At 40.9% G+C, this 14,203-nt stretch carries 15 protein-coding genes; 4 read left to right on the top strand and 11 right to left on the bottom strand.

Annotated elements, in window-relative coordinates; translation table 11 throughout:
• Nucleotides 1-190: 190 nt before the first annotated feature.
• The 4 genes from rlmD to AC0KTX_RS15350 form a co-directional block, all read right to left on the bottom strand.
• Nucleotides 191-1,597 carry a 23S rRNA (uracil(1939)-C(5))-methyltransferase RlmD gene (gene rlmD, locus AC0KTX_RS15365; RefSeq protein ID WP_474252988.1) on the bottom strand — a complete coding sequence of 469 codons (1,407 nt, stop codon included), beginning with the start codon at nt 1,595-1,597 and terminating at the stop codon, nt 191-193.
• On the bottom strand, nt 1,594-2,484 hold the full coding sequence (locus AC0KTX_RS15360) for a DNA-3-methyladenine glycosylase family protein (RefSeq protein WP_474252987.1): 891 nt from the start codon (nt 2,482-2,484) through the stop codon (nt 1,594-1,596). Before AC0KTX_RS15360 ends, rlmD begins: the two co-directional genes overlap by 4 nt.
• Before the next feature lie 103 nt (nt 2,485-2,587).
• A complete protein-coding gene (gene pdaA, locus AC0KTX_RS15355) occupies nt 2,588-3,385 on the bottom strand; it encodes a delta-lactam-biosynthetic de-N-acetylase (RefSeq protein WP_474252986.1) in 798 nt (265 codons plus the stop codon).
• 128 nt (nt 3,386-3,513) lie between these two features.
• Nucleotides 3,514-5,058 (bottom strand): fumarate hydratase, encoded by a 1,545-nt coding sequence (locus AC0KTX_RS15350; protein ID WP_474252985.1) that lies wholly within the window; start codon nt 5,056-5,058, stop codon nt 3,514-3,516.
• Nucleotides 5,059-5,256: 198 nt separating this feature from the next.
• On the opposite strand from AC0KTX_RS15350, the gene yfkAB reads away from it, so the two are divergent.
• Nucleotides 5,257-6,378 (top strand): radical SAM/CxCxxxxC motif protein YfkAB, encoded by a 1,122-nt coding sequence (yfkAB, locus tag AC0KTX_RS15345; protein ID WP_474252984.1) that lies wholly within the window; start codon nt 5,257-5,259, stop codon nt 6,376-6,378.
• Between the two features lie 189 nt (nt 6,379-6,567).
• Here yfkAB and AC0KTX_RS15340 read toward each other — a convergent pair whose 3' ends face one another.
• Together AC0KTX_RS15340 and cax are read right to left on the bottom strand one after the other, a co-directional pair.
• Nucleotides 6,568-7,350 (bottom strand): YfkD family protein, encoded by a 783-nt coding sequence (locus tag AC0KTX_RS15340; RefSeq protein ID WP_474252983.1) that lies wholly within the window; start codon nt 7,348-7,350, stop codon nt 6,568-6,570.
• A gap of 86 nt (nt 7,351-7,436) precedes the next feature.
• The gene (cax, locus tag AC0KTX_RS15335; RefSeq protein WP_474252982.1) at nt 7,437-8,504 is read right to left on the bottom strand and encodes a calcium/proton exchanger; all 1,068 of its coding nucleotides are present in this window, start codon (nt 8,502-8,504) and stop codon (nt 7,437-7,439) included.
• A 558-nt stretch (nt 8,505-9,062) separates the two neighbouring features.
• Here cax and AC0KTX_RS15330 point away from each other — a divergent pair.
• Nucleotides 9,063-9,635, top strand: a complete 573-nt coding sequence (locus AC0KTX_RS15330) for a TetR/AcrR family transcriptional regulator (RefSeq protein ID WP_474252981.1) — start codon at nt 9,063-9,065, stop codon at nt 9,633-9,635.
• Nucleotides 9,636-9,752: 117 nt separating this feature from the next.
• On the opposite strand, the gene AC0KTX_RS15325 is transcribed toward AC0KTX_RS15330, so the two are convergent.
• Together AC0KTX_RS15325 and AC0KTX_RS15320 are read right to left on the bottom strand one after the other, a co-directional pair.
• Complete coding sequence (locus tag AC0KTX_RS15325; RefSeq protein ID WP_474252980.1) at nt 9,753-10,355, bottom strand: nitroreductase family protein; 603 nt, start codon at nt 10,353-10,355, stop codon at nt 9,753-9,755.
• A 92-nt stretch (nt 10,356-10,447) separates the two neighbouring features.
• Nucleotides 10,448-10,828, bottom strand: a complete 381-nt coding sequence (locus AC0KTX_RS15320; protein WP_474252979.1) for an OsmC family protein — start codon at nt 10,826-10,828, stop codon at nt 10,448-10,450.
• 186 nt (nt 10,829-11,014) lie between these two features.
• Here AC0KTX_RS15320 and AC0KTX_RS15315 point away from each other — a divergent pair, with 186 nt between their 5' ends.
• Nucleotides 11,015-11,161: a BH0509 family protein gene (locus AC0KTX_RS15315; protein WP_474252978.1), complete on the top strand. Its 147-nt coding sequence runs from the start codon at nt 11,015-11,017 to the stop codon at nt 11,159-11,161.
• Between the two features lie 470 nt (nt 11,162-11,631).
• Here AC0KTX_RS15315 and AC0KTX_RS15310 read toward each other — a convergent pair whose 3' ends face one another.
• From AC0KTX_RS15310 to AC0KTX_RS15300, 3 genes are read right to left on the bottom strand one after another with little or no spacing between them, the layout of a single operon-like run.
• On the bottom strand, nt 11,632-12,462 hold the full coding sequence (locus AC0KTX_RS15310; protein ID WP_474252977.1) for a YihY/virulence factor BrkB family protein: 831 nt from the start codon (nt 12,460-12,462) through the stop codon (nt 11,632-11,634).
• A 29-nt stretch (nt 12,463-12,491) separates the two neighbouring features.
• Nucleotides 12,492-12,815 carry a YtxH domain-containing protein gene (locus AC0KTX_RS15305; RefSeq protein ID WP_474252976.1) on the bottom strand — a complete coding sequence of 108 codons (324 nt, stop codon included), beginning with the start codon at nt 12,813-12,815 and terminating at the stop codon, nt 12,492-12,494.
• Between the two features lie 17 nt (nt 12,816-12,832).
• Nucleotides 12,833-13,306, bottom strand: a complete 474-nt coding sequence (locus tag AC0KTX_RS15300) for a low molecular weight protein-tyrosine-phosphatase (protein WP_474252975.1) — start codon at nt 13,304-13,306, stop codon at nt 12,833-12,835.
• Nucleotides 13,307-13,483: 177 nt separating this feature from the next.
• Between AC0KTX_RS15300 and AC0KTX_RS15295 the strand changes: the two genes are divergently transcribed.
• Complete coding sequence (locus tag AC0KTX_RS15295; protein ID WP_474252974.1) at nt 13,484-13,711, top strand: DUF1128 domain-containing protein; 228 nt, start codon at nt 13,484-13,486, stop codon at nt 13,709-13,711.
• Nucleotides 13,712-14,203 lie beyond the last annotated feature (492 nt).

The raw sequence follows: 14,203 nt of genomic DNA, 5'->3' as shown, positions 1-14,203 counted from the left end.
CGTCAATGTAAGATATACACATATTTAAGAAATAATGTTAGAAACTTTGTCGAAAAATATTTTTTTGACACCCCTGAGACGGCTACAACCGTTGATATATCAACATTTATAGAGGGAGGGGCTTTTTTTAATACCTCGCTGAAAGCTTTCCGCGTATGGTTTTCGTTTTTATAACAATAAAACAGATTCTTTATTCAGAGGCTGTCTCCTTTTTCAAAACCAGTTTCGCCACACACTCCACATGGCTCGTATGCGGGAACATGTCCACTGGCTGGATGTATTTCACTTCGTATTGATCCGAGATGAATTGAACGTCTTTTGCCAGGGTGGACGGGTTGCATGAGACGTAAATGAATCGTTTAGGCTTCGCTTTTTTGATCGTTTTGAGAAACTCCCGGTCGCAGCCGGTGCGGGGAGGGTCGACAACGACAACATCTGGGCGCCAGCCTTCTTTTGCCCATTTTGGCATCCAGTCTTCCGCTTTGCCTGTGACGTAAAGGGCGTTTTCAATTCCGTATTTTTTGGCGTTTTCATTAGCGTTTCGGATCGATTCTTCAATGACATCCATTCCTCTGATTTCCGCTGCATCTTTTGCCAGCCACAAGCCGATCGTGCCGACGCCGCAATAGGCATCAACGATTTTTTCCTTTCCTGTTAAACCTGCTGCTTTTTTGACTTCGTCATAAAGTTTGACCGTTTGCACCGGGTTGAGCTGGAAAAAAGCGCGGGCGGATAGTTCAAAGGAAAGGTCGCCCAAAGTTTCTTGGATTACTTCTTCTCCTTTTAGCAAAACCGTTTTGTCGCCGAAAATGAGCGATGTTTTGCTTCCATTTACATTTTGCATGACTGATGTTACTTCCGGAGCGCGCTTCATGATCTCTGCCGCAATGAGTTCTTTTCGGGGCAATTCTTCCGTTGCTGTAATGAGAACAACTTGCACATGGTTTGACTGAATGCCGGCGCGGACAACGACTGTGCGTACGATCCCCGTCCGTTTTCGTTCATGATAAATGGGGATGCGAAAATCTTCCAGCACTTGTTTTACTGTGTGGGTAATTTGATCTGTCAGCGGATGCTGAACCATGCATGAGTGAATTGGAACAAGCTTGTGTGAATTTGCTCCATACAGACCCGCTATCACTTGCTGTTTTTCCTTTCCGAGCTGAAATTGGCTTTTATTTCGGTAATGCCACGGGTCGTCCATACCGATTGTCGGACGGATGTCGAGGGCATCGACATCGAGATCCGTATGGCGCTCAAACGCTTGAATGACAATGTCCCGTTTGGCGGCAAGCTGCTGCTCGTATTGCAAATGCTGCAATTGGCAGCCTCCGCATCGGTCATAATAAATGCAGGGCGGTTTCACACGGTGAGGGGATTTTTTCCGTATTTTTTTTATCGCGGCTTCCGCATAGTTTGGCAGAATGTTCGTTGCTCGAACGACCACTTCTTCACCGGGCAAAGCTCCCGGAACAAAGACGACTTGCTTCTTAAAATACCCGACGCCTTCTCCGTTAATGCCAAGCCGCTTAATGGTCAGCGGAAATTCCTGCCCTTTTTGAATGGTCACTGATGCCGGCCTTTTTTTTGTCTTCATTTCGCTTCTCCCCGTCTCTTTTCAATGCTTCGCCATAAATAAAGAGAGGCATAGCTTAAATAAGGAGCCCACTTGCGGCTGTATTTGTCCATTTCTTCTTTTGTCGGTTTCTTTTCCAGCTGAAAATAATGTTTGATCGCATTTTGCAAGCCGATATCGGCAGCAGGAAATAAGTTTGGCCTTCCTAGACCAAACAAAAGAAAATTTTGCACCGTCCACGGCCCGATGCCGCGCACTTGAACCAATTTTTCCATAATGTCATCATCGCTCCATTCATGAAAGACATGAATCGGCAAAATACCTTCTGCAATCAGCCGGGAGGTGTCGATGACGTATTCCGCTTTTCTCATGCTGAATTTGAGTGCCCGCAAATCTTCATAGTTCAATTCGGCTACCGTTTCCGGTTTTGGATAAAACCATACATCATCCACTTTAAATCCAAATGTTTGCACAAAAGCAGTTGTCAGCTGATAGGCAAATGATAAATTTAATTGCTGATGAATGATGCATTTCATTAAACAAGCATACGGATGAAAATCTAACACGAGCGGCGTCCCTTCATGCTCTTGAAAAAGGGGAGCAAGATCGGTTTGCAGGAAATGCTCTTGAATGGTTTTCAGCGGAATTTTCCATTGAAATATACGAGTCAGTTCATGGAGGGACCGCTCTATATGTTCATCATGTTCCCCTGATATTTCAAAAATAGGATCTTCCTTCGCTCCGATGGCTTTTACCGTTGCAACAAAAGGTTCGCCATTTTCACTGAAGAGCGGCACAAAGATGGTTCTTTTCTGCACGTCCACCTTGTTCAACGGATCAAGCGAAAGGCGCTCCAAAACGCGGTCGAAGTCATACGGCGGCGCAGTTTTGATCGTCTTTTTCCACATGGTTTTACCGACCTTTATCGTTTTTTATCGGAGCTATTATACCACATATTCCACTACTATTTGTAATCATAAACAGCTCCGAACGCAAAAAACAGCTATTAGATTAATAAAGAAATGGATTTTCAAACGTTTTATCCATGACAAGCTCATCTAAACTTTTAAATGTATATCCTTGCTGTTTTAAAGTTTTGATCGCTTCATCGAGTGCATCCGCGTTGTCTTTTGATACGGTGTGCAGCAAGATGATTGAGCCCGGGTGAACTTGATTGATTATGTTGTCGTATGCATATCGCCAGCCTTTTTGTTCATTTACTTTCCAGTCGACAAAGGCAAGTGACCAAAAAATATGACGGTAACCGTATTTTTCGGATAAGGCAAGTGTGCGCTCGCTGAAAATGCCTCTTGGCGGCCTTACATACACTGTTCCGTTTTGGCCTGTAAGTTCTTTTACTTTGCTGCTGACGGCATCAAGCTCTTTTTTTATTTTTTCATCGCTTATTGCCGTCATATCGGGATGGCTCCATGAATGATTGCCGACAATATGCCCTTCCTTCACCATTCTCTTTACAAGGTCGGGAGCTGTATTTAAGTAATGGCCTGTTACAAAAAACGCCGCCGGCACATCATGTTTTTTTAATACGTCCAAAATTTTGGCTGTATAGCCGTTTTCATAGCCGTTATCAAACGTTAAATAAATTTCTTTTTTGTTGGCATCTCCTAAATAAAAAGCCCCATATTTCGCCAAAAGTATGCTCCACTCTTTTCCGGCATCGGGAGGCTCGTGATTAGTGCTTTTTTGAAATCCCCAATGGATCGGACGATTGCTGATAGCTGCAGAAGCACAGTGGAAAAAAGAAAAAAATAACAAGACAGAGCAATACAAAATCCGGAAATAATTCAAGCTGTGAATCTCCTTTCAAAACTTTTTCACCATTAGTCTTTATCCGTTTTTGCGAAATATGCTCCATCTTGATTTCAAAAAAATACCATAGCCAATCATCCGGCTATGGCACTACTATACTTTAACTTTTAGCGAAAAACCGGCTCTTTAAATTGAGCAAGCTTCTCTAGTGACGATTTTTCAACGTCTTCATGCAAGCTGTTTCCGTGAGAATCCATCGTGACAACGGCCGTGAAATCTTTTACCCGCAAATGCCACATCGCTTCTGGAATGCCGAATTCCAATAAGTCAACGCCTTCAACAGATTCAATGCATTCCGCATAGTATTGCGCGGCTCCGCCAATCGCATTCAAATATACTCCTCCATGTTCCTTTAATGCTTGCAGTGTTTTTTTGCCCATACCGCCTTTTCCCATCACTGCACGGACGCCAAATTTTTTCATTATATCGCCTTGATAAGGCTCTTCGCGAATGGATGTCGTCGGTCCGGCAGCCTTGACTTCCCAGTTACCGTTTTCATCTTTTAACATGACAGGTCCGCAGTGGTAAATAATTTGTCCGTTCAAATCAACGGGCGCATCATGGTCCATTAAATATTTGTGGATGGCATCCCTTCCTGTGTAAATCATTCCGTTGATGCGGACAACATCGCCGACTCTCAGTTCGCGGATTTGTTCTTCCGTAATTGGCGCTTGCAGCGTTACGACGCGTCTTTCAGAGTCCGTGGATGATGCATTTTCTTCTTTGGCAGCATCTGTTTGAAAATCGACATCTTCCCCATCTTGATAAAGCCATTTGATGATTTCGCCTGTTTCTGGATCAAGATGGACTCCTAAGCGGCGAAATGCCCAGCAGTTGTAGGCGACAGAGACAAAAAAGCTGGCCGGGATGCGGTGCATTGCTCCGATTTTACATCCTAATAAAGTCGTTTCACCGCCGAATCCCATCGTTCCGATGCCAAGCTTATTGGCATTTTCCATTATGTACTCTTCCAGCTTGCGCAAATCTTCGTTCGGATTGACATCATCCACTTCGCGGAATAATTGTTCTTTCGCTAAATCATATCCTGACGAACGGTCGCCGCCGATCCCTACTCCGATGAATCCTGCGCTGCATCCTTGGCCTTGTGCTTGATATACCGCATGCAAAATACATTTGCGGATTCCGTCTAAATCTCTGCCGGCTCTTCCCAATCCTTCCAATTCACAAGGCAAACTGTATTGAATATTTTTGTTTTCGCAACCGCCGCCTTTTAAAATCAAGCGAACATCTATATAATCTTTTTCCCATTGTTCAAATTTTACGACCGGAAGCCCTTCACCTAAATTATCACCGGAATTTTTTCCAGTGAGCGAATCCACCGAGTTGGGACGAAGCTTCCCGTCTTTCGTCGCTTGAACAATCGCCTGTTTAATTGTTTCTTTCATTTGAATTTGGTTGATGCTAACCGGAACTTTTATTTTAAAAGTCGGCAAACCGGTATCCTGACAGATAGGCGAAACATTTTCATCCGCCATTTTAATATTGTCAGTAATGGTTGCGAGCGACATCGCCGCTCTCGTACCGGCATTTTCCCGCTGCTTTGCCCTGAAAATGGCTCTGCGCACATCCTTCGGCAGCTTTGTAGACGTTTCCACAATCAGTTGGTACATACTGTCAAATAGTTTTTCCAACCCGCTTCTCCCCCTTAAAAACAATCAAAACAGTCTAATTTCCACAATTTTTATTATACTCCTAACAATTTTGAATGGAAAGGCATTTGATTTTAGTTTACACGGTAAACCAATAATAGGAATTCATTTTTCACCCCATTTTTCATCCGTCATGCTAAAATGAAAATGCTTGAACTTTTATAAAGGAGATATGCTTTTATGGATATTCAAACGACATCAAGGAACATTACTCCTTCTTACGACCCTTGGGAAGCTTACTTGGATATTGAACAATATGGAAAATTAACGTTGACAAACATAGAATTTACAACGACAACGATCTGCAATATGCGCTGCGAGCATTGCGCTGTAGGATATATGTTATCCCCAAAAGATCCTGAGGCCCTTCCGCTTGACTTAATTTTAAAACGTCTCGATGAAGTGCCGACGCTTAGATCTCTCTCCATTACTGGCGGAGAACCGATGCTGTCCTTAAAATCGGTGGAAAATTATGTCGTTCCGATTTTAAAATATGCACATGAACGGGGGATCCGCACGCAAATCAATTCAAATTTAACATTGGATTTAAAACGGTATGAAAAAATTATTCCGTATTTAGATGTCCTTCATATCTCCCATAACTGGGGAACGGTCGAAGATTTTGCCGAGGGCGGGTTTGCGATGATGAAACGAAAGCCCTCATATGAACAGCGCGCCAAATATTTTGAACGGATTATTGAAAATTCGAGAGCGCTGGCAGATGCCGGAGTAATGGTTTCCGCTGAAACGATGTTGAATAAGCGGACGGTACCTCATATCGAAAAAATTCATCGGCAAATTGTCGATGAAATGAAATGCCGGCGTCATGAAGTGCATCCGATGTATCCGAGCGATTTTGCTAGCTCCCTTGAAACACTTAGCTTGGATGAATTGCGCTCTGCCATACACAAGCTTCTGGATGTCCGTGACGAGTCTGTTTGGATGCTATTTGGGACATTGCCGTTCTATGCTTGCAGCGACAAAGAAGAAGATCTGGCATTAATCAAAAGGTTGAGGGAAAGCAAAAACGTCACAGTCCGCAATGATCCGGACGGTAGATCGCGGCTGAACGTTAATATTTTTACAGGAGATATCATTGTAACAGATTTCGGAGACGCTCCTCCGCTTGGCAACATCCAAAACGACCCGCTATTAACAGCCTATGAGAATTGGATGGAATCATCGCTGGCAAAACAACTAAACTGCCATTGTCCAAATGTGAAATGCCTCGGACCGAATCTATTGGTGAAAAACAGCTACTATCAAGATTTGGATTTTACAAAAAGAAAAGCTCAAATATAAGAAACCGGGCAAATGAACGCCCGGTTTTTTAACAGTTCCCAACTATTCCATTGGCTATTGCTGATTTTAAACTTTTAATGCAGGAGCTGGCCGATTTATAAGCAATGATAATGCGCATGATAGAGCAAGTCCTTTTTCACAGTATTGTTTGTGAAAATTTGCGTCATTACTCTTTTTAAAACCTGTTCTTTATTTTGGATGGTTCGTGATGAGAAAGTTAAAGGATGCCCGATCCTGCACAGGAATCCATGCGCCAATACCTTGCTGGGTGACATTTTTAACAAGTATTTCTTTCTTGCTTCCTTTTAAGACTAAATATACTTCTCCATATGTAACCTTCCCTTTTTCATTGACGGCGGGGACAAATGTATATAAATAGCCCATTTTTTTGGGCGGTATGTTATAGACTTGGTCTTTTTTTGTTCCAAAGCCGACAATTGTTTCAAACGCAAGCGGCAGCTTTGACTTTTTCGCAGCTTTTAAAAGCATCATCTTTTTTACATCTCTATGATCAGAAATTTTGGCGGTCAATCCTCCTTTCACCCGCTTTTGCGTCTCTTGCTTATAGCTTATTTGCACAGGTGTTTTTCCGCCCCGGTTATCAAAATAATTGGTATTGATTTTCTGATACTCCCAATTGACGGCCGTTTCTTGAGATTCATAATTCAACGCCCACCGCCCCAAATAGATGGAGGCTCTGTAGCCGATGGAAACAGGGGAAGGTGTGATCGATGATTCATTTAATATTTTGATCAGTTCGGGATTTTCAATCGGGACGTTGGACGTTCCAATCAACTCTTTTGTTAGTTCACTAGGCTGTAAATACGGAAGATCTTGACTCGGGTTTGGATACGTATTTTCTTTTGAAATATCCATTACCGATTTTGGAATTTTCGGCTCTTCGGCAAAGCTCCGGCCTGAAAAAACCGACGCAAGCAAGAAGGCAGCAAAAACGATCAATAGTTTTCTCATCTGTTTATCTCCTTTCAAGTAGCCTTTGCTATTAGTTTTTTCAAGCCATTTTGTTTTTATCCAAAAATATGGGTTCCCACCAACCCTTATAACAGATAAAAGCCGATTCCCATGATCACGTAAGCAGCAAGCAAAGTCGCTCCTTCAAACCAGTTGGTTTCCCCGTCATTTGATAGAATGATCATTAACAAGACAGAAGACGCCATTGCGATGAGTTCAGGAAGAGTAAAAACAAGAGACATTTTTTTGGCGAATAATAAGGATACGATCACCAGCAATGGTGCAACAAACATGGCGATTTGCAATGTTGAGCCGACAGCAATTTCCACTGCGACGTCCATTTTATTTTTAAAGGCCATAATAACCGCAGACGCATGCTCCGCTGCATTTCCAACGATCGCAACAACGATGACGCCGATGAACAACTCGCTCCAACCGAGTTCGTGGGCGACCGTTTCAAAAGTATGTACGAGATTTTCCGAAACATATGCAACCGCTACTGTCGCCAACAACAAAATGATCGTCGCCCTCGCCCCTGACCATTCCGGTTTTTCGTGTTCCTCCTCTTGCTCTCCCCCTTTTTGATAAACCCCTCGATGGGTAACCAATTTAAAAAATAGCGCTGCTAAATAAAGCCCGATCATAATAATCGAAATGCCGATGCTTAACGTAAAGGTCTTCATCTCATTCATCGTCTGGGAAAAAACTTCCGGAATGACAAAGGCAACAATCACCGCAAACATCAACAGTCCGGAATTGTGTCTAGCATCGTACTCATTAAATTTCTGCCGCTTGTATTTTAAACCGCCGATAAAAAACGATAAACCAGCAACCAACAGCAAGTTGCCGATGACAGAACCGGTAAGCGACGCCAAAACAACTGAAATTAAACCTGCTTTTAACGCAAAAATGGAAATGATGAGTTCAACCGCGTTCCCAAAAGTCGCATTGAGCAGACCGCCAACCCGAGGGCCTGCTACAATCGCCAAGCTTTCGGTCGCCCTCCCCATGAAACTTGCAAGTCCGATAATGGTTAAACAATAAATTCCAAATAAAAGGAGTACTTGCCAATGCAGTAAACTGCCGATCACGGACAACGGCAGCCCGACAAAAACCAAAATGGCAAATATGCGATTAAACATAAGTTCCACCACCTTTACAAGTAATGTCCTGCGTTTGCACAGCTTGTTTACTTATTTTAGCAAATCTTGTATGAAATAAACCACTATATTTAAAAGGATCCTAAACAATTAGGAGAAAACTCAATCAAATGATGATCGGCCAATCACGGACTGCCAGTCAAACACCCAGACCAAAAAATTTCTTCGAATATTGTCCGCAAAAGAGAAAAGCCTTTAACCAATTCAGCGTAAATTAGAAGGAAACCCCGTTGATGATGACCTAAAAAATTTATTTTCCATATATTGCCTGCAAAAAATGAAACTTGGGCAGATACAAAAGTTTTCAAATGTACCTGATCGATGTTCAGTTGTTTTCCCCGTTAATAGGATGAAGTCTGACCTTTGTGTAAAAAGAAAGCGGCGCAAAGCAATGTTATTAGTCGGAAATCAGGGTTCGCTGGGCTGAAAATGGGATTTTGTTCCGACTTGGTTCGTGAATGGCTCGACCTTTTATTTTTTGCCGTCAATGTGGTATGATAATTATACGAAATAACCAAAATGTTCATTTAGTCATTCAAGAGGATGAGGAGTATGGCAGTCGATCGAAAACAACAAATAATTGATGCGGCAACAAAATCTTTTTCCTCATTCGGGTATAAGGCAACGACGATGGAGCAAGTGGCGAAACTCGCGAATGTTGGAAAAGGAACCATTTATACCTTTTTTAAAAACAAAGAGGATTTGTTAGACGAAATTATTTCCTCGCTTATTTTAGAAATAAAAGAAGCGGCAGAGCAAGCAATGGATCTCGATCGCCCATTTTTTGAAAACGTTCACCGAGCCTTATATCGCATTTCAGAGTTTCGCAAACAGCATCAATTAACTGTTAAACTTCTTCAAGAAGTTCGCGATATCGGGACGCCGGCCGTTCAAGAAGTAATGAAAAAATTGGATCGGGAGATGATTGCTTTCATTCGCGAGAAAATTGAAATCGCCATCAAAAAAGGGGAAATCCGCAACTGTGATGCCGAAATCACCGCCTTCTTAATGTTGAAAACCTATATTGCCCTAAACTTTGAGTGGGAAAAAGAACATGAACCGTTAACTAAGGAGAAAATCGCTGAATTATTTCAGTTGTACTTTCTAAAAGGACTGTTGAAATAGATAGTCCTTTTTTTATTCAAAATGGTTCACAGTACGTTAGACCACTGCCTATGAATGAGAAACTCCATTTCATTCAATAAAATAAAAAAGAAGCAGAAACCAACTGCCTGCTTCTATTTATTGAAAACTTCCTGACTTAAACGATTCTCCAAAGCGGCCTTCAAACAGCGATTCTTTTACAGGACGGCGGGAAGACGGTGTTTCCCTTTCTTGCAGGTTTTCCGGCAGCACTTCTTTCTCCCCTTGATAGCCAATGGCAATTAATGCTTGAATCGCATATTCTTCAGGGATATTTAATACTTGACGGGCTTTTTCAAAGTTTATACCTGTCATCGGGTGCGTAATCAACCCTTTTCTCGTTGCCTCCAATGACAAATAGCCCCAGGCGGCGCCGGCATCAAAAGCGTGAGAACGAACAGCGCCCCGCTCGCTTGTCATTTTGGAAATAATCAAGGCAAAAACCGGAACGTTTTTGCACCAAATTTGATTAAATTCGCCAATGAACGACATAAACGTTTCACGGTCTTCCTTCGTGCGGGCAATGATAAAGCGCCATGGCTGGAAATTGAAAGCGGAAGGAGCCCACCGTGCTGCTTCAAAGAGGCTTAACAGTATATCCTCCGGAACCTCTTTTTTTAAAAAGGAACGAGGGGACCAGCGTTTTAAATAAACAGAATCAATATCATACTCAGCTTGACGAACCTGTTTCGTTGCTGTCATCATCATGACCTCCTAAATCTCTATGCTGAAATATCTGCACTTATTTTATAACAATGATTTTTAAAAACAATTTTTTGCTTATGCACAAGCCCTCATTTCAATTCAAATGATTCCGTAATGGCAATGCTGCCTTCTACTGATTGAACCATTGGACAATTTTTTCGTGCCAGTTCCAAGCATTTTTGAATTTTTTCTGGATCTAAATCCTTTCCTGAAATAATGTAATGAAGATGAATTTTTTCAATTCTGTTCGCTTTTGCTTCATTCCGTTCAACTTCAGCTTGAATGGTAATGTCGTCATAAACCATTCGTTTTTTATCGAAAACTTTTCTCAAAACCCCTCCGCTGCAAACGGCGATTGAGGAGACCATTAATTGGAACGGACGAAATCCATATGCCTCATCTCCTGCAACATGAAGTTCCCCGTATTCAAAAGTTGTTTTAAATCCAACCTCTTTCATGAAAAACTCCATAACCGTCAACTCCTTGTCTAAAAAAAGAATAACTCTATTGTAGTTGATGACGGGTTTCATTTGCAATCAATACATTTCCATAAAAGAATTTTCAAAAAAGGTTGAACATTTCACTCTTGTTGTTATATAATAGTTCCAAAATATAAAAAACTGTATCATAACATTATGAGGGAGAGTGGGGAAAGAATGAAACGGCAAGAAAGAAAAAATATGATTGAATTTATTGAAAAAATGGGAAACATTGATCGCGAAACGCTTCTGTATATGACGGACGCAGACATTGAACACATTTATGATTCCATTTACGATCAATATTTAGCCATGTCTGAGTAGAAGACGCTAAATCGTTTCAGAACCGCAGCCCGGAAGCCTGTGTTTTTCTAGACCGCCGTATTTGGGTGTTTTCACAAAAACACATAGTCCATCATTTTTTAAAAAAAGAAACCATTGTCAATAAGGGCTGTCCGAAAAGCGGTTTTTCAGACGAATTTATGAACAAAGCAAGACCCAGGAATGGTGTTATATCAACATTCTTGGGTCTTTTACTTGGAAACATGTGACACTAAAATAGACAGTCCCTGAAGTTTGCGATGGCCATTTTTTAATGATACCCGTTTTGGCCATTCGCACTTCCGCTTGTTTTATGCTTCGGTTTTGCTTTTGCGTTTTGCTTGTTATGTTGACCGCCTTTTTTAGATTGCTTAGCCATCTTATTTCCTCCTATCGATTTCGAACTTTTTTCAGCCTCATAACATAATATGGCCATCCGAATTGAAAAAGTTTTAGGAATATAATGGCGGTCTTTAAAAATCTTTTGAATTCTTTGACAAAATCGCGTTGATCTCTCCACCTAAAATAATAATCACTGCGGAAAGGTAAAACCAAATAAGAAGAATAATCACCCCGCCAAGACTTCCGTATGTTACGCTAAAATTGCCAAAATTCCCTACATAGTAAGAAAAAAGAAGAGAAACAACAATCCAGCCGACAGTAGCAAATAAAGCTCCGGGATATGCTTCAGAAATTTTCATCCGTTTGTTTGGCGCAATGTAATACAGCCCTGTAAAAACGATGCACAAAATCACTGCGCTTAATAGCCATCGAATCGTGTTCCATATTGTTAAAAAAACATTTGTGAATCCGAAGGCTCGAAAAATAAACAAGCCGATTTCTTTTCCAAATACAGGAAGAAGTAAAGCGATTAAAATCACTAACATCATCGCAAATGTCAGCAAGATGGACATAAGACGGGCGATCAGAAAGTGGCGGCTTTCTTCCACTTGATATGCCTTATTAAATGCTCTGACAATCGCATTAATCCCGTTTGAAGCAGACCAGATTGTACCAATAATTCCGAAAGACAAAAGAGTCATATTTTGATTTTCAATAATATGCTTCACATTTCCCTCAATCAATTTCATTGTATTTCCTGGGGCATATTGGGCAACAAAGTCAAGAACAACGTCTGCAGAAAGAGGCAAATAGGCAAGAAGAGTCATTAAAAAAATGAGAAAAGGAAAAAGAGATAAAAGAAAGAAATAAGCTAACTCCGCAGCCAGACTCGATATTTCGTCTTCTTTAAACCGTTTTAGAAGCTCTTTACTGAACATCAGAAAGTTGATGTTTTCAGCCATCGCTGCACCTCATTTCAACTTGTTCCCGTTCATTGGCGCTGCTTCCATTTTTCTTTAGCTTCTTTTACTATTTCCAATACTTGAGGAGTTGTTTCTTGTAATTCCTTTATTTTCTCTGTTATAAATTCAAGATCGTCTTTTATTTGTGCCGCAGATTTTTTGGCCAAGTTCATTTTTTCTTTTACACGATCCGTGAGTTCAGAAGGATTTTCCTTATAATTTTTTATTTTTTCGGCAGCTGATTTTCCTTTGCTAATGACTTGCTGTCTCGTTTTTTTATCAAGCAATGACAGCATTCCGCCCATCATCGCACCGATCAAAAGCCCCTTTAATAATTTATTATCTTTTCCCATTTTCTTTCCCCTTTCCTTTAAGAAAGATGATGCTTTTGCTTAATCGTCTCCAGCAATCCCCTGCAGCCTTTTGCGACCATTTCATATACTTCATCGAAATTTCCTGCATAATATGGATCCGGCACATCTAAAATGTCTGAATTCGGCACAAAATCCATTAACCGTCTGATCTCGCCCGTCTTTTTGAATCCGGCCATTTTTCGCAATTCTCCCAAATTCCCTGCATCCATGGCAACAATGTAATCAAAGTTGGATAAATCTTGTTGATTGACTTGTCGAGCCTTTAAACCTTCATAAGAAATTTGATGGCGATCCAAAACATCCCTTGTTCCACGATGAGGGGGATCACCAACATGCCAGCTGCCAGTTCCGGCTGAATCGACTGCAATTTTATCTTCCAATCCTTCACGTTTTACCATATCACGAAATACCGCTTCCGCCATTGGCGAACGGCAAATATTTCCTAAACATACAAAAAGCACTTTTACCATCGTAAAAACCCTCCTGTTATCGCCAACCTGTTTTTATTCTATCAAAATGATAGCCTAAAAAGCTTTTTTCAACAATCCGGGTTCATGCGTGAGGATTAGTTTTCCAAAAATGATTGTTCAAAGACAAATCATCCATGTTAAAATAAAAAACAAAAGAACGAAGGGATTGAAAAAACTTTGAATTTATCGGAAAAATCTGCGGAAAATATGGAATTTATGCTAAACAAAATAACCGAAAAGCTGAATATGATCAACATTAGCGTCATTAAGCAAAGCCAATACCGGGAAGAAATGTATGAGGAACTGAAAGAAATTTACGAAATGGTAATGAAAAAAAAATCGTTCAGCCCAAGTGAAATGCAAGCAATCGTTGAAGAGTTGGGGAATTTAAGAAAAAACAGCTGATCAGAAACCCGGGCGTAAAACGAATGCCCGGTTTTTTTATGTTTATCCGCTATGTTGTATTGTTTGGTGAGCTCTAACAGAAATCGTTTATGCGCTGCTGGAGGCCGAAGATCAATGGCTTTTAACATTTCCATTCTTCTATCTACTAAATTTAGTATGAAAACACGCCGCCCTCTGATTTAGTTTAATTGCTGATCTGCCTAAAAAATTACGTTATTTTCGTGCAAAAAAATAACGAGTTATTTTCAAAACATGAGTTTCTTGACAAAGCAGTTCCTTTAACATAATATAATAAAGGAACGTATGTTCTGTTTTTGGTCAAATCTTTCTTTCAATCTACAGCAAAAATTTATATAATCTTTTATAAGTCCTGCGGTAATATGTCAAGGTGAAAAATCATAGAAATTGGAAATTCCCTTGTCCGATGATCCGAAAAAAGGCAATACTGAAGAAACCCAGTATTGGTACATGTAATAAACTGGGTCTAAAGGT

It is taken from the genome of Aeribacillus sp. JST-2, from assembly GCF_056032925.1.
Note: the sequence above shows the minus strand (reverse complement) of the source record. Positions and strands in the feature narration are given on the sequence as shown.